The organism is [Rhizobium] kunmingense (assembly GCF_977018605.1).
The window spans coordinates 2952300-2967593 of the sequence record NZ_CDRNXG010000001.1 but is presented as its reverse complement, the minus strand read 5'-3'; the positions used below and the strand labels follow the sequence as shown (position 1 = coordinate 2967593).

Genomic DNA, 15294 nt, shown 5'->3' with positions numbered 1-15294 from the left:
GGTCGCCACATCATGCATGTGGCGACCTTTTTTCACGACATCCGGCAACTCGCCATCGCGAAAGCAGGCGATACCGCCAAACAAAAAAGGGCCGCGCCGTGAAGCGCAGCCCTTTTGCTGAATTCGATCGAATGAGGCTTACTGGCCCTGCTTTGCAGCGTTCTGGGCTTCTTCAAGCTTCTTGCGCGCTTCCTCAGCCTTCTTCTGCATGCCCTCTTCCAGCGAACGCTGGCTTTCGGCAAGCTGCGACTGGGTGATCGCCGGACCATCGAAGGCGCCGGTGAAGCCGTTCAGCGAAACGCGGATCGGGTTCGGCGCGCGGCGGAAGTTCATCGAAGTGAAGACCACCTCGCCTCCCTTCTTCAGGCTGGCGATCATCGGATCGGTCAGCGGGATTTCGGCGGTGCACTTGTCCGGCAGGCAGACGGTGTAATCGATCTTCTGGCCGCGGCCACCGTCGATCTGCATCACGACGCCCGGAGGCACGAGACGGGCGGTCGGAACCGAAACCTGCAGGATCTTGCGGTTAACCTTGCCTTCCAGGGTGATGAGGCCGACAGCGGTGATCAGCTGGCCGTTCTGGGCCAGGAGCACGTTCTGTACGACGCAAAGGTCGCTGTCGTCCTGCTTCGTGCAGGTCTTGAACCAACCAAGCGGCGGAGCGCCGGCCGGAGCTGCCTGCTGGGCCGATGCCGCGACCGGCATCGCTGCCGCGCCGGCGGTGAGAGCCAGAGCGGACATGGCAGTCCGCATAACTTTGGTAGCCTTGAGATTCATCACGAGATCCGTCTCCTAAAAACCTTCGGACGTGGCCGCTGCCGTCAATCCCTCGGGTTGTCCACTGACGCGTCACCTGAGGTTCAAATGAGGCATTTGAATGACCCACATCCCTGCGACCCTGTTACATGGCTGCAACGCCGATATCCAGCCCCTGCACCAAGTTTTGAACCCTGCAAACTGCCGTGATGGTCGGTTTTTGTGCGGCTCCAAAGGTTGGTCGCAAGGCCGGACTGGGCTATTTTGCGCCGAATCGGCGATAATGTCTTCGAGGTTTTTGATGCGGCACCTTCTTCTCCTGGTTCTCGGTCTGGCATTGCCGCTGCCGCTTGCCTGCACACCGGCGAGCGCTCAGGCCCTGCACGGCATCGCCATGCACGGAACGCCGAACCTGCCGGACGACTATTCGCATCTCGACTATGTCGATCCCGCGGCGAAGAAGGGCGGCTCCGTCCGCTACGGCGTCGTCGGCACCTATGACAGCCTCAACCCGTTCATCCTGAAAAGCATGCGCACCACGGCGCGCGGCCTGTGGGACACGATCTTCGGCCATCTTCTCTATGAACCGCTGATGGTGCGCTCCAGCAACGAGCCCTTCACGCTCTACGGCCTGCTGGCCGAAAGCGTCGAGATGGACGACGCCCGCACCTTCATCCAGTTCAACCTCAATCCGAAGGCCAGATGGTCGGACGGGGAACCCGTCACCGCCGACGACGTCATCTTCACCTTCGAACTGTTGAAGGAAAAAGGCCGCATCCCCTTCTCCACCCGCCTCAACCCGGTGGAAAAGATGGAGAAGATCGGCGAGCGCAGCGTCCGCTTCACGTTCAACGACAGGGCCGACCGGGAATTCCCGCTGATCCTCGCCAGCTCGACGCCGATCCTGCCCAGACACGCGATCGATCCCGCAACCTTCGACCAGTCGACGCTCACCCCGCCGATCGGCTCCGGCCCCTACAAAATCAGGTCCGTCGCCCCCGGCGAGCGCATCACCTATGAACGCAACCCGGATTACTGGGGCCGCGATATCCCGGCCAAGATCGGCTTCGACAATTACGACCAGATCTCGGTCGAATATTTCCTGCAGGAAAACACCCTGTTCGAAGCCTTCAAGAAGGGGGCGGTCGACATCTATCTGGAAGGCAGTCCGACACACTGGGCGCGCGCCTACGATTTTCCCGCCGCCCATAACGGCGAGGTCATCAAGGACGTATTCAAGCCGCAACTGCCCACCGGCATGCTCGGCTTTGCCTTCAACACCCGCCGCGCCCTGTTTGCCGACGTCAATGTCCGCGCCGGCCTGTCGCTCGCCTTCGATTTCGAATGGGCCAACCGCAACCTCTTCGAAAACGCCTATACACGCACGGAGAGCTACTGGCAGGATTCGCCCCTGACCTCGCTCGGCAAGCCGGCCGACGAACGCGAACTCGCAATCCTCGGCACCGCCAGGGATCGGATCGAACCGGAAATCCTCGACGGCACTTACCGCCTGGCCAAGACCGACGGTTCGGGTGCCGATCGCACCGTCCTCAGGCAGGCCGTCGATCTGCTCGCCAAGGGCGGTTTCACCATCGAGAACGGCCGCATGCGCGATCGCTCCGGCCGGCCTCTGTCCTTCGAGGTGATGACCCAGACGGTCGACCAGGAAAAGCTCGCCATCACCTACCAGCGCACGCTGCGGCTGATCGGCGTCGACATGCGCATCCGCACCGTCGACGATGCTCAGTATCAGGCCCGGTCTTCAGCCTTCGACTACGACATGATCCTCAAATCCTATCCGTCGTCGCTGTCGCCCGGCATCGAGCAGATCGGCCGCTGGGGCTCCGCCTCGCGTGATCGCGACGGCAGTTTCAACTTCGTCGGCACCGCCGACCCGGATATCGACCGGCTGATCGAAACGATGCTGTCGGCCCGTTCGGAAGAGGATTTCCAGGCGACCGTGCGCGCCTATGACCGGCTGCTGCTTTCCGGCCACTATCTCGTGCCGCTTTATCACGTGCCGGATCAATGGGTGGCGCGGCGCAAGCATATCGGCTATCCCGAAACACTGCCGCTCTACGGCTACCAGCTCAATACCTGGTGGGACCAGCGGGCCCAGTAAGCCCCTGGTGTCCACCGATTTAAAGCCAATATTCAGTTCAAAGGATGCCGCCATGGAGCGCATTAACATCGACATCGTCTCGGACGTCGTCTGCCCCTGGTGCTATCTCGGCAAGGCCCGCCTCGAACTCGCCGTTGCCGAAGTGCAGGACGAGGTCGGGATCGACATCAACTGGCGCCCCTACCGGCTCAACCCGGACATCCCGACCGAAGGTGTCGACCAGAAGGCCTATCTGGAGGAAAAGCTCGGAGGAGCCGAAGCGGTTGCCCGCGCCCATGAAATGCTGACGCAACTCGGCCAGGAAGTCGGCATCGCCTACAATTTCGCGGCGATCAAGATCGGCCCGAATACGCTCGACGCGCACCGCCTGCTGCACTGGGCCTCGATGGAGGGCCGCGACGTGCAGGATCGCGTCATGACCGCCCTCTTCAAGGCCAATTTCGAGGAAGGCCGCAATATCGGCGACCACGCGGTTCTCGCCGACATTGCCGAGGCAAGCGGCATGGACCGCGAGCTGGCGGAAAACCTGCTCGCCTCGGAGGCAGACAAGGACACCGTCATCGGCGAAATCGAGGCGGCGCAGAAGATGGGCGTCAACGGCGTTCCCTTCTTCATCATCGATGGCCAGTATGCGGTCAGCGGCGCGCAAACGCCGGACGTTCTCGCCAATGCCTTCCGTGACATTGCCAAGCTCAAGGCCGAAGCCCGCAAGGGCATGATCTGATCCGTTTTCGAAAGTCACGCCGGTGCAACAAGACCAGACAGTCAAGGGTGTCCTCCTCGCCTTTGCGGCCTTTGCCGCCTATGCTTGGAGTGATGCCAGCGTCAAGCTGATCGAGGGACAGATCAGCCCGATGCAGTCCTCATTCCTCGGGGCGGTCTTCTGCCTCGTCGGCCTGCCCTTCATCATGAAGAAGGGCGACCGCTGGAGCGATATCGTCCGCACGACAAACCGGCCGCTCTGGTTGCTGCGCTTCATCGCTCAGGCCGGCGGCACGATCGGCAGCGTCACCGCCTTCACCCATCTGTCTATGGCGGAAGCCTTCGCGCTGATCTTCCTGCTGCCCTCCTTCGTCACCATCATGTCGGTGATCTTTCTCAAGGAACAGGTCGGCTATCGCCGCTGGGCGGCCGTCGCCATCGGCTTCATCGGCGTCATGGTGGTGCTGCGCCCCGGCTTTCGCGAGCTGTCGATCGGCCATCTCGGCGCCGTCTTCGGCGGCCTGTCCGGCGCGATCTCGATCGTCGTGTTCCGCGCCATGGGACCGTCCGAAAAGAACATCTCGCTCTACGGTGCCGGCGTGCTCGGCACCCTGATCGTCTGCGGCGCGCTCGCCCTTCCCGGCTTCCAGGCACCCACCAGCATGCAATGGGTATGGCTTGCAGGCTACGGCCTCCTCGCAGCGCTTGCCGCCATTCTGGTCATGTATGCGGCGGCCTATGTGCCCGCATCGATGATCGGCCCCATCCAATACAGTCAGATGCTCTGGGCCGTCGCCTTCGGCTACCTCGTCTTCGGCGATGGTATCGATGCGTGGATGCTTGCGGGTATCCTCCTGATCGTCGGCTCCGGCATGCTGACCCTGGTGCGCGAACGCGTCCGCGGCACGCCATTGCCGCCGGCCGTGGGAACGGATGCACAGGCCGCCGCGGTGATCGCGCCGGAAGACGGGGACCTGAAGTAAGGTTCTGTCACGGCCTGAAGGTCGGGAAACGCGAAGCAACGTTTTGCCGTGCCGCGTGAAGCGAGCTTGACGGTATCCTCCGCCAGTCCACAATCGCGTTGAACGCGAGGTTGCCGGATGAATTCGATCACCATCCGCATGCCCGACGAAACAGCCGACCGGCTCGACCGGCTGGCCCGGAAACTCGGCCGCCCGGCCGACAGCGTCGCCGCCGACGCGATCGAGGAATTCGTGGCGTGCGGGGAACGGCAGACAGCCGAGATCCAAGCCGGGCTTGCCGAGGCGAAGAGTAGCGATTTCGCAAGCGAGACAGAGGTGAGCGCCGTCCTTGAGCGCTTCGGTGCCAAACCGCGCAGGCTCTGATGCCATCCGTCCGCTACACACGGCGCGCTTTTGGCCCTGATTTCACTTCCGCGGCACAGCCCACTTGCCGACACCGAACAAGCCCAAACCCAATGCAAGAAACGGCCCTAATACGCCGAACAGTTCAGGATCCTCACAGGGCATAGGCAGGCTGACCCCGTTGCAGCCCGCCGTATTCATTCCGCAGCCGAAGGCCGCCACCCAATACCACGCGGCCAGCGTCCCGATGAAGATCGCCACCCCGCTCGCCATTAGCAGCCATCTAAACAGGCGCATTCGTTTCCCCGGCCTCGCTTCTCGCCATCAGGCCTTCCCTTCGTCAACGTCATATCTCCGGGAAGCCAGCCACGACATCAAGCCTGCGTCAATGGTTCACGCATGCGCAAACCTGCGTCAGGTCTTGCCAAACCGCTGCCATATCCTCCTCGGATACGGTCAATAATGCCGCCTTCTCCACCCAACCTTCCGAAAATCCGCACATCGATTCAACAAAATCAATGCGTTGCGAGCAGTCTCATCCCCGCCCTTTCAACCTGTGCCTATAATGCCCCCGTTCCGTCGTGGATACACCGGAAGGCGTTCCGGCGAGGCGGGGCCGGCGCTGGTGGTGGGGAGAGGACGTAAATCCCTGCCATCGGGGTCCGCGGAAAATGGTCTCCCTCCGGCGACACGGGGGAAGCGGGAACGGCGATGGTCATGTCACCCGCTTCTGATGCCCGAACAGCGCGTCGGATGTGCCTGTGCGGCACACAGGGTGGCCCTGGGATGTGGTTTCGCCGGGCGTCATGCCCATCCGTGAAAGCGGAACACCCGGCGGCGGCGAAGTTTTGGTGCTGGCGGCCACGTCGTGCCGTCGGTGCCGGCTCACGCCAGACGAACACCACGCTCAACGGCCAAGGCAGAGAGACCGGAGTCGCGGATAAAAACCGCCGAACGGGGTGCTGAGAGGTGCCACATAAAACCAACTTACGAGGCAGCTGTCAGCGCCCCGTCCGTTCGTTGAAAATTCTCGAGATCGCCAAGGGGGCAGCATGTCCGCAGATAAGCGCATACCCGAAACCGGGCCCAGAATCTGGTCTATGACCGGGCCGATGATCCGTCCCGCGCCCGAAACGAAGAGCGGCGCCGGGAGCCTGCCGAAGATCGACAACCAGCTGGCCACTCGCACGGCCGAAGCCATGGCGCTGCCGCTGATGGTCTGCCGCCGTCGCTCGTGCCGTCGCGGCCAGAGCTGCCGCTGGCGTTTCATCGCCACCGGCGAACCCTGCTGCCTGCAAAACCTCACCGCCGCCCAGCGCGACGTCTTCACCGAACTCTACCACATGGCGAATTACGCCCGCCATTGCCTCGACACCCATGCCGAGGAATTCGATACGCCGAACGGCGAGCGCCGCATAAGCGACGAGACTGCCATCGCCATCGCCCGCAACCATTCCGGCCGCTGGAACCCCGCCCGTTGGGACGCCGCCCGCCGCGCCCGCCAAAAGCGCCTGCCGCCCGTGGAGAGGTGAGCCGGTGGTCGACGAGCGGGCAGCCGAGCGACTAGCCCTTCGCCAGTTCGGCGAACTGCGTCATGATCTGCGCCGCGGCCGTCAGGCGCTTGGTCGGCGTCGGCAGGTCGCGGTTGAGGAATATGCTCTGGTCCGGCCGGATCTTGGCGAGCGATCCCTGCTTGGCGATATAGCCCACGAGGTTCGCAGGGTTGGGGAACTGCTTGTCGCGGAAGGCGATGACGACGCCCTTCGGTCCCGCATCGACCTTCTCGACATTCGCCTTGCGACACAGCGTCTTGATATAGACGACCTTCAGGAGGTTCTGCACTTCCGGCGGCATCGGCCCGAAACGGTCGATCATTTCCGCGCCGAAACCATCGATCTCGGACAGTTCCTGCACTTCGCCGAGGCGGCGATAAAGGCCCATGCGCAGGTGGAGATCGGGGACATAATTTTCCGGGATCATCGTCGTGATGCCGACCGAGATCTGCGGCGACCAGCCGGTATCGACGATCTCATCCTCGCCCTTCACTTCGGCGACGGCCTCCTCCAGCATCTGCTGGTAGAGTTCGAAGCCGACTTCCTTGATATGGCCGGACTGCTCCTCGCCCAGGAGATTGCCGGCGCCGCGGATATCGAGGTCGTGGCTGGCCAGCTGGAAGCCTGCACCGAGTGTGTCGAGCGACTGCAGCACCTTGAGGCGACGGTCGGCCATCTGCGTCAGCGTCTTGTTGACCGGCAGGGTGAAGAGTGCGAACGCCCGCACCTTGGAGCGCCCGACGCGGCCACGCAGCTGGTAGAGCTGGGCGAGACCGAACATGTCGGCGCGGTGGACGATCAGCGTGTTGGCGGTCGGCACGTCGAGACCGGATTCGACGATGGTGGTCGAAAGCAGCACGTCATACTTGCCGTCGTAGAAGGCATTCATGATGTCTTCCAGCTCGCCCGCCGCCATCTGGCCATGGGCGACAGCCACTTTCAGTTCCGGCACGTCGGACTGGAGGAAGGCCTGGATATCGGCAAGATCGGCCAGCCTCGGGCAGACGTAGAAGCTCTGGCCGCCGCGGTAATGCTCGCGCATCAGCGTCTCGCGAATGACCAGCGGATCGAACGGCGAGATGAATGTGCGAACCGCCATGCGGTCCACCGGCGGCGTGGTGATCAGCGACAGTTCACGAACACCGGTCATCGCCAGCTGCAGCGTGCGCGGGATCGGCGTTGCCGAAAGCGTCAGAACGTGAACGTCGGTTTTCAGGTCCTTCAGCCGTTCCTTGTGCTTGACGCCGAAGTGCTGCTCCTCGTCGATGATGAGGAGAGAGAGATTGGCGAACTGGATGCCGGTGCCCAGAAGCGCATGGGTGCCGACGACGATATCGACCTTGCCCTCGGCAATGTCCTTCTTCGTCTGCGCCAGTTCCTTGGCCGAGACGAGGCGCGAGGCCTGCGCGATCCTGATCGGCAGCCCGCGGAAACGCTCGGTAAACGTCTTGAAATGCTGGCGCGAAAGAAGCGTCGTCGGCACGACGACTGCCACCTGCGCCCCGTTCATCGCCGCGAAGAAGGCGGCACGCAGCGCCACTTCGGTCTTGCCGAAACCGACATCGCCGCAGACGAGGCGATCCATCGGACGACCGGCCGCGAGGTCCTCGCGCACCGATTCGATAGCGTTTTCCTGATCTTCGGTCTCGTCATAGGGAAAACGCGCGGCGAACTCGTCATAAAGCCCTTCCGGCGTCGCCAGAACCGGCGCACGGCGCACCATGCGGGTCGCGGCGATACGGATCAGGTCGCCCGCCATGTCGAGCAGGCGCTTCTTCAGCTTGGCCTTGCGGGCCTGCCAGGCGCCGCCGCCGAGCCGGTCGAGATTGGCTTCCGCCGCATCCGAACCGTAACGCGACAAGAGATCGATGTTTTCGACCGGCAGGAACAGCTTTGCCTGATCGGCATAATGCAGCTCGAGGCAGGCGCGCGGCGCGCCGGCGGCCTCGATGGTGATCAGCCCGACGAACTTGCCGATCCCGTGTTCGGCATGGACGACCAGCGAGCCTTCGTCGAGGCCCGCTACTTCGGTGAGGAAATCCGCACCGCGCTTGCGTCGCTTGCCGCGACGGACCATGCGGTCGCCGAGAATATCCTGCTCGCCGATGACGACGATATTGCCGGTCTCAAAGCCTGCCTCGAGGCTCATCACAGCCGAGGCCGCCTCGCCTTTCTCCAGCTTGTCGAGATCGGCAAGCTTGTCGATCTGCTTGATCCGCTTAAGCCCGCGTTCGTCCAGCACCTGCAGCAGACGGTCGAGAGAGCCGGCAGACCAGCCGGTGACGAGAACCTTGGCGCCTTCAGCCCGCTTGTCGGCGATATGCTTGACGACGAGGTCGAAGACATTGACGCGGGCCTGGTCGTTGGCGTCGCGATCCTGCGTCTCGGAGCTGGCTTCCGCCTGGCTTTTTGCCCAGCGCGGACCGGTATGCGCATCGAGTGTCACCACCGGGCGACCCGACGCATCCATCTCGTTGAACGGCGTCAGGCGCAGAGCCGCCGCCTCATCCAGAGCCGAAGCAAACGCCTTGCCATCGAGATAGAGCTGGCCGGGCGAAACCGGCTTGTAGGGCGTCGAATGGGCGGCAGCACCCTGGCCTTGGGCCCCCTGATCACGGCGGGCTTCGAAATAGTCGATGACCAGCTTGGAGCGTTCCGCCGCCGCCTCGCGCGCCGTGTGATCGGTGACGATGCGGAAACCGGCGAGATAGTCGAAAGCCGTTTCCAGCTTTTCGTAAAACAGCGGCAGCCAGTGTTCCATGCCGGCATAACGCCGGCCTTCGGAGACTGCCTGATAAAGCGCGTCGTCACGGTTGGCAGCACCGAACAGCGACAGGTAATTGGTGCGGAACCGGCTGATCGTATCCGGCGTCAGCGTCACCTCGCTCATCGGATTGAGATCGAGCGAGCGTGCCTGGCCGGTCGTGCGCTGGCTTGCCGGATCGAACGAGCGGATGCTTTCCAGCGTATCGCCGAAGAAATCCAGCCGCACCGGCTCTTCCGAGCCCGGCACGAAGACATCGAGAATGCCGCCGCGCACGGCGAATTCGCCGACTTCGCGCACGGTCGACACGCGGTCGAAGCCGTTGCGCTCCAGCCTTGCTGCAATATCGTCCATCCGGATCTGGTTGCCGGGACGGGCCGAAAACGCCAGGCTTTCGATGATTTCCGCCGGCGCGATCTTCTGCAGCATCGCATTGACGGTGACGAGAACGATCGCCGGATGCCGCTTTTTCGCATGGGCGATCAGACCCGACAAGGCCGATAGTCGCCGCGCGGAGACATCGGCACTGGGAGAGACGCGGTCATAGGGGAGGCAGTCCCAGGCCGGCAGAGAGAGGACTGGAATTTCGGGCGCCACGAAGGAGAGCATCTGCTCCAGATCCGGCATGCGCTGACCGTCGGACAGAACATAGGCCACCGACTGGCCGGACCGCGCGAGTTCGGCGAGCAACAGGGGCTCCATACCGGGCGGCACATTGCCGACTGTCAGCGGCGCGGAAGCGGCCGCGATCTTCTTCGCATCAAATCCGGAAATCATTGGCCGAGTTTCTCTTTCAGCGACTCTTCGGTGACCGGATCGAAATCCGGCTTGTAGGCGGCGACACGGGCAAACATCGGCGTGTCGCGATCGTCCGGCAACGGTTGTGCGCCGGTGATCCAGGCATGCAGGTCGTGGTCATCCTCCGCCATGATCTGCTCGAACTCGTCGAGTTCCTCATCGGAGAGGTTGGCAATCTCGGCTTCCGCAAACGAACCGAAGACGAGATCCATCTCGCGAATGCCGCGATGCCAGCAGCGATAGAGAATGCGCCTGCGGCGCGGGTCGAGGTCGGCGCTGGTGCGTGCCAATCCGGTCATAAGCCAAGTCCCTGTTTTGCGGTTCATATAGGATTGTTTTCGGCCCGCGTCACCTTGCCAAATGGGCAAAATCTATCGCATTTATCCGCCATGCGCCCTGCCATACTCGATCCGCTGTTTGCTTCCGCCTCGTCGCTGCCCGGTGTCGGCCCGAAGATCGCCGACCTGATCGCCAAGGTAACCGGGCGCGAGGATGCCGAGGATTGCCGTGTCGTCGATCTCCTGTTCCACGCCCCCTTCTCGCTGATCGACCGCCGCAACCGCCCGGGCATCGCGCTCGCCCCGCAAGGTTCGATCGTCACCATCGAGGGACGTGTCGACCGCCATCAGCCGCCGGCGCGCGGCACCAACCAGCCGTACCGCGTCTTTCTCCACGACGAGACCGGCGAACTGGCGCTCACCTTCTTCCGCGCCAAGGGCGACTGGCTGTCGAAGTCACTGCCCGTTGACGAACAGGTCATGGTCAGCGGCAAAGTCGACTGGTTCAACGGCCGAGCCTCGATGGTGCATCCGGATTTCATGGTGAAGGTCTCGGAAGCGCAGAACCTGGCACTGGTCGAGCCGGTCTATCCCCTCACCGCCGGCCTATCGCCAAAGACGCTCAGGAAGGTGATCGAAGGCGCCGTCGAGCGCCTGCCGGAACTTCCCGAATGGGCCGACGGCGCGCTGACCCAGAAGCAGAACTTTCCGACCGTCACCGACGCCTTCCGCGGCCTGCATCATCCCGAAGACGAAAAGGACATCGACCCGAACGCGTCGGCAAGACGCAGGCTCGCCTATGACGAATTCCTCGCCGGCCAGGTATCGCTGGCGCTGGTGCGCCAGAAAATCCGCAAGGTGCCGGGTCAGCCGATCCGGGTGAAGGGCGATCTCGCGGCCTCGATCGTCCACGCCCTGCCCTTCTCGCTGACACCGAGCCAGAACGCCGCCATCGAGGACATTACCAAGGACATGGCCGGCGAAGACCGCATGTTGCGGCTGCTGCAGGGCGATGTCGGTGCCGGCAAGACGCTGGTCGCACTGCTTTCCATGGCCGCCGCTGTCGAGGCAGGCGGCCAGGCCGTGCTGATGGCACCGACGGAAATTCTGGCAAGGCAGCATTTTGCGACGATCTCGAAGCTGGCGGGGGCCGCCGGAGTGACGGTCGAGTTGCTGACCGGCCGCACCAAGGGGCGCGAGCGGGACGCAATCGTCGAGCGGATCGCATCGGGCGAAGCTCAGATCGTCATCGGCACCCATGCGCTGTTTCAGGATACGGTGAGCTACGCCAACCTGATGATGGCCGTGGTCGACGAACAACACCGGTTTGGCGTCCACCAGCGCCTGCGCCTGACGGCCAAGGGCATTTCCCCGCATATGCTGGTGATGACCGCGACGCCGATCCCGCGCACCCTGGTGCTCGCCGCTTTCGGCGACATGGATGTCTCGAAACTCACCGAAAAACCTGCCGGCCGCAAACCGATCCAGACCGTCACCGTGCCGACGGAACGCATCGGCGACATCGTCGCCCGCCTGAAAGGTGCCATTGCCGAGGGCAAGAAGGCCTACTGGATCTGCCCGCTGGTGGAGGAATCGGACGTTTCCGAACTGATGTCAGCGGAAGAACGCCACGCCGTTCTTGCCCGCGAACTGGGGGCAAAGAATGTCGGCCTCGTGCATGGCCGCATGGCGGGGCCGGAGAAGGACGCGGTGATGGCCGCGTTCAAGACCGGCGAGATCCGCATGCTGGTCGCCACCACCGTGGTGGAAGTCGGTGTCGACGTGCCGGATGCGACGATCATGGTGATCGAACATGCGGAACGCTTCGGGCTTGCCCAGCTTCACCAGCTGCGCGGCCGCGTCGGCCGTGGTGACGAGGCATCGACCTGCATCCTGCTCTACAAGGGGCCGCTCAGCGAAACCGGCCATGCGCGGCTCTCGATCCTGCGCGACAGCGAGGACGGGTTTCTGATCGCCGAGGAGGATCTGAAACTGCGTGGCGAAGGCGAGTTGCTCGGCACCCGCCAGTCGGGCACGCCCGGTTTCAGGATAGCCAGCCTTGCGGCGCATGCCGACCTGCTGGAGATTGCCCGCAAGGATGCGACCTATCTGCTTGATCGCGACCCCGATCTGACGAGCGAACGCGGCGAAGCAGTGCGCATTCTGCTTTACCTGCACCGGCGTGACGAAGCGATCCGTTTTCTGCGGGCGGGCTGAGCCTTATTTCGTCGCCGCTTTGGCAGCCTTTTCCGCGGCCTTGGTCGCGCGTTTGGACGGCGCGGGCAAGGCCGGCAGCGGCGTGCCGTCGGGATGGTATTCGGGCGAGATCAGGCCACCGGATATCAACAGCTTGGCCCCCTCTTCCGGCGTCATGTCGAGCGGGATGATCCGGCTTTTCGGCACGAACATCAGAAAGCCCGCGGTCGGAACCGGCGTCGGCGGCATGAACACGGCCACCATTTCCTCTCCGTTTTCGTTGAGCTTGGCGGCAATTTCGCCCTGTGCATCGCCGGCAATGAAGACCAGTGCCCACATGCCGGAGCTCGGAAATTCGATCAATCCGCATTTCTTGAACGAGGTCGACTGCTCTTTGAGCACCGTCTCGAAGATCTGCTTGATGCTCTTGTAGACGCTGCGGATCAGCGGCATGCGCTGCAGGATCGATTCGCCGAAATTGACGATCGAGCGACCGATCAGGTTTTTCCCGAGAAAGCCGATGATGGTGATGAAGACGACGGCGATCAGCAGGCCGGTGCCTGGAATGGTGACGTCGAAATAATATTGCGGATTGTAGCGCTGCGGCAGGTATGGCGTGACCCAGCTGTCGGCCCAGTCGATGAAGGTGAAAGTCAGCCAGATGGTAATCGCCAGCGGCGCACAGATGATCAGGCCAGTAAGGAAGTTGTTCCTGAGCCGACCGGCCATCGAAATCCGCTCGGGGCTGTCGCTCATGATGATTATCCTAGGAATTTTAAGGCATTGCCGCAGTCTTTACCGCGACAATGCCGGATGCGTGAAAGGGATGCAAGACCGGCTATAGCCGGCCGATATCACTCAACTGTGACGGACTTCGCAAGGTTCCGCGGCTGGTCGACATCGGTGCCCATGAAGACTGCCGTATGGTAGGCGAGCAACTGGATCGGCAGCGAGAAGATCATCGGGGCGATGATCTCGTCGACATTGGGCAGCGTGATTGTTGCCATCGTCTCGAGCTTGGAAGCGGCTGCGCCCTTCTCGTCGGTGATGAAGATGATCTTGCCGCCGCGGGCCGCCACTTCCTGCATGTTCGACACGGTCTTTTCGAAGAACCGGTCATGCGGCGCAATGACGATCACCGGCATGTGCTCGTCGATCAGCGCGATCGGCCCGTGCTTCAGCTCGCCGGCGGCATAGCCTTCGGCGTGGATATAGGAAATTTCCTTGAGTTTCAGCGCGCCTTCGAGCGCAAGCGGGAAGCTCGTGCCGCGGCCGAGATAGAGCACATCCTTGAAGCGCGACAGATCGCGTGACAAAGCCTCGATCGCCGGCTGGATATCGTTCAGCACCTTGCTCATGATCCGCGGCATCTCGACAAGATGCTTCACCATCGCCTTCTCGTCAGCCTCCGAAACGGTACCGCGGGCGCGGCCGGCAGCGATCGACAGTGAAGCCAGAACCGCCAGCTGGCAGGTAAATGCCTTGGTCGAGGCGACGCCGATCTCGGGACCGGCAAGGATCGGGAAAATCGCATCGGATTCCCGTGCGATCGTCGATTCGCGCACGTTGACGATGGCGCCGATCTTCAGGCCCTCATCCTTGGCATAGCGCAGCGAGGCGAGCGTATCGGCGGTCTCGCCGGACTGCGAGATGAACAGTGCCGCCTGTGTCGGCGACAGCGGCAGTTCGCGGTAGCGGAATTCCGACGCCACGTCGATTTCCACCGGCAGGCGCGCATAACGCTCGAACCAGTATTTGCCGACGAGGCCGGACAGGTAGGCGGTGCCGCATGCGGAAATGGCAAGGCCCGACAGCCTGGAGAAGTCGATCGCCTGATCGGTCGGCTTGATCGTATGGCTGGCGAAATCGATGTAGTGGCCGAGCGCGTGGGAAATGATCTCCGGCTGCTCGTAGATTTCCTTCTCCATGAAGTGGCGATGATTGCCCTTGTCGACCATGAAGGCAGTCGCCTGGGAGATCTGGCTTTTGCGGGTGACCGGGCGGCCCTGATAATCCATCACCTCGAGACGATCATGGGTGATGACGGCAAGGTCGCCATCCACCAGATAGGTAATCTCGTTGGTAAAGGGCGACAGCGCGATCGCATCCGACCCTAGGAACATCTCGCCCTTGCCGTGGCCGACGGCGAGCGGCGGCCCGAACCGGGCCGACAGGATCGTGCCCGGATCATCCTTAAACATCACCACGAGCGCATAGGCGCCCGAAACGCGGTTCAGCATGGCGAGCATCGCCTCGCGGTGGCTCTTGCCCTCGCGTGTGTATTTGGCCAGCAGATGCGCGACGACTTCGGTATCCGTCTGGCTGGTGAAGATCGCACCTTCGGCGGCAAGCTCTTCCTTCAGTTCGGAAAAATTCTCGATGATGCCGTTATGGACGACGGCGACGCCATCGACGAAATGCGGATGGGCGTTCGTCTCGTTCGGCACGCCATGGGTGGCCCAGCGGGTATGGGCGATGCCGATGACGCCGGGAAGCGGCTCGCCGTCGAGCTTCTTTTCCAGATTGAAGAGCTTGCCTTCGGCGCGGCGGCGATCGAGCTTGCCCTCGTGGATCGTCGCAACGCCGGCGGAATCGTAACCGCGATATTCGAGCCTGCGAAGCGCATCGACCAGACGCTCAGCCACCGGCTCTCGACCGACGATACCAACAATCCCGCACATATAGACTTCTCCGAATGATTCATTTCGCACGAAGTCCTAGCGGATCGCACGCGCCGTGCAATCATCTTCACGGTCACTTTCAATATACAAACGTAACGCGAAAGCCTTAATTTCATGAC

12 protein-coding genes are annotated in these 15294 nt (G+C 62.7%); 6 read left to right on the top strand and 6 right to left on the bottom strand.

Annotation, left to right across the window (positions count from 1 at the left end):
* Positions 1 to 138: 138 nt before the first annotated feature.
* Positions 139 to 777, bottom strand: coding sequence for an invasion associated locus B family protein (locus tag AC0JZ4_RS14365; RefSeq protein WP_471887039.1), 639 nt, complete (start codon positions 775 to 777; stop codon positions 139 to 141).
* A 280-nt stretch (positions 778 to 1057) separates the two neighbouring features.
* Between AC0JZ4_RS14365 and AC0JZ4_RS14360 the strand changes: the two genes are divergently transcribed.
* The 4 genes from AC0JZ4_RS14360 (at position 1058) to AC0JZ4_RS14345 (ending at position 4926) form a co-directional block, all read left to right on the top strand.
* A complete protein-coding gene (locus AC0JZ4_RS14360) occupies positions 1058 to 2878 on the top strand; it encodes an extracellular solute-binding protein (protein ID WP_471887038.1) in 1821 nt (606 codons plus the stop codon).
* 52 nt (positions 2879 to 2930) lie between these two features.
* Positions 2931 to 3602 carry a DsbA family oxidoreductase gene (locus AC0JZ4_RS14355; protein WP_471887037.1) on the top strand — a complete coding sequence of 224 codons (672 nt, stop codon included), beginning with the start codon at positions 2931 to 2933 and terminating at the stop codon, positions 3600 to 3602.
* A 22-nt stretch (positions 3603 to 3624) separates the two neighbouring features.
* Positions 3625 to 4563, top strand: coding sequence for a DMT family transporter (locus AC0JZ4_RS14350; RefSeq protein ID WP_471887036.1), 939 nt, complete (start codon positions 3625 to 3627; stop codon positions 4561 to 4563).
* Positions 4564 to 4680: 117 nt separating this feature from the next.
* Complete coding sequence (locus AC0JZ4_RS14345; RefSeq protein ID WP_471887035.1) at positions 4681 to 4926, top strand: CopG family ribbon-helix-helix protein; 246 nt, start codon at positions 4681 to 4683, stop codon at positions 4924 to 4926.
* A gap of 42 nt (positions 4927 to 4968) precedes the next feature.
* Here the strand turns inward: AC0JZ4_RS14345 and AC0JZ4_RS14340 are convergent, their stop codons facing one another.
* On the bottom strand, positions 4969 to 5202 hold the full coding sequence (locus AC0JZ4_RS14340; RefSeq protein ID WP_471887034.1) for a hypothetical protein: 234 nt from the start codon (positions 5200 to 5202) through the stop codon (positions 4969 to 4971).
* A gap of 755 nt (positions 5203 to 5957) precedes the next feature.
* Between AC0JZ4_RS14340 and AC0JZ4_RS14335 the strand changes: the two genes are divergently transcribed.
* Positions 5958 to 6437 (top strand): hypothetical protein, encoded by a 480-nt coding sequence (locus tag AC0JZ4_RS14335; protein ID WP_471887033.1) that lies wholly within the window; start codon positions 5958 to 5960, stop codon positions 6435 to 6437.
* A 31-nt stretch (positions 6438 to 6468) separates the two neighbouring features.
* Here AC0JZ4_RS14335 and mfd read toward each other — a convergent pair whose 3' ends face one another.
* Positions 6469 to 9999 (bottom strand): transcription-repair coupling factor, encoded by a 3531-nt coding sequence (gene mfd, locus AC0JZ4_RS14330; RefSeq protein ID WP_471887032.1) that lies wholly within the window; start codon positions 9997 to 9999, stop codon positions 6469 to 6471.
* A complete protein-coding gene (locus AC0JZ4_RS14325) occupies positions 9996 to 10319 on the bottom strand; it encodes an FAD assembly factor SdhE (RefSeq protein WP_471887031.1) in 324 nt (107 codons plus the stop codon). The genes mfd and AC0JZ4_RS14325 overlap by 4 nt, the downstream gene beginning before the upstream one ends.
* Positions 10320 to 10409: 90 nt before the next feature.
* Between AC0JZ4_RS14325 and recG the strand changes: the two genes are divergently transcribed.
* Entirely contained in the window at positions 10410 to 12515 is a 2106-nt protein-coding gene (gene recG / locus AC0JZ4_RS14320) for an ATP-dependent DNA helicase RecG (RefSeq protein ID WP_471887030.1), read from the top strand.
* Positions 12516 to 12518: 3 nt separating this feature from the next.
* Here the strand turns inward: recG and AC0JZ4_RS14315 are convergent, their stop codons facing one another.
* Both AC0JZ4_RS14315 and glmS read right to left on the bottom strand, forming a co-directional pair.
* On the bottom strand, positions 12519 to 13250 hold the full coding sequence (locus tag AC0JZ4_RS14315; RefSeq protein WP_471887029.1) for a DUF502 domain-containing protein: 732 nt from the start codon (positions 13248 to 13250) through the stop codon (positions 12519 to 12521).
* Positions 13251 to 13348: 98 nt separating this feature from the next.
* Entirely contained in the window at positions 13349 to 15175 is a 1827-nt protein-coding gene (gene glmS / locus AC0JZ4_RS14310) for a glutamine--fructose-6-phosphate transaminase (isomerizing) (RefSeq protein WP_471887028.1), read from the bottom strand.
* Between the last annotated feature and the right edge of the window lie 119 nt (positions 15176 to 15294).

Bases quoted from the DNA above. Each gene is read 5' to 3' on its own strand.
- AC0JZ4_RS14365 (WP_471887039.1), bottom strand. From the start codon at position 777: ATGAATCTCAAGGCTACCAAAGTTATGCGGACTGCCATGTCCGCTCTG.
- AC0JZ4_RS14360 (WP_471887038.1), top strand. From the start codon at position 1,058: ATGCGGCACCTTCTTCTCCTGGTTCTCGGTCTGGCATTGCCGCTGCCG.
- AC0JZ4_RS14355 (WP_471887037.1), top strand. From the start codon at position 2,931: ATGGAGCGCATTAACATCGACATCGTCTCGGACGTCGTCTGCCCCTGG.
- AC0JZ4_RS14345 (WP_471887035.1), top strand. From the start codon at position 4,681: ATGAATTCGATCACCATCCGCATGCCCGACGAAACAGCCGACCGGCTC.
- AC0JZ4_RS14340 (WP_471887034.1), bottom strand. From the start codon at position 5,202: ATGCGCCTGTTTAGATGGCTGCTAATGGCGAGCGGGGTGGCGATCTTC.
- AC0JZ4_RS14335 (WP_471887033.1), top strand. From the start codon at position 5,958: ATGTCCGCAGATAAGCGCATACCCGAAACCGGGCCCAGAATCTGGTCT.
- mfd (WP_471887032.1), bottom strand. From the start codon at position 9,999: ATGATTTCCGGATTTGATGCGAAGAAGATCGCGGCCGCTTCCGCGCCG.
- AC0JZ4_RS14325 (WP_471887031.1), bottom strand. From the start codon at position 10,319: ATGACCGGATTGGCACGCACCAGCGCCGACCTCGACCCGCGCCGCAGG.
- recG (WP_471887030.1), top strand. From the start codon at position 10,410: ATGCGCCCTGCCATACTCGATCCGCTGTTTGCTTCCGCCTCGTCGCTG.
- AC0JZ4_RS14315 (WP_471887029.1), bottom strand. From the start codon at position 13,250: ATGAGCGACAGCCCCGAGCGGATTTCGATGGCCGGTCGGCTCAGGAAC.
- glmS (WP_471887028.1), bottom strand. From the start codon at position 15,175: ATGTGCGGGATTGTTGGTATCGTCGGTCGAGAGCCGGTGGCTGAGCGT.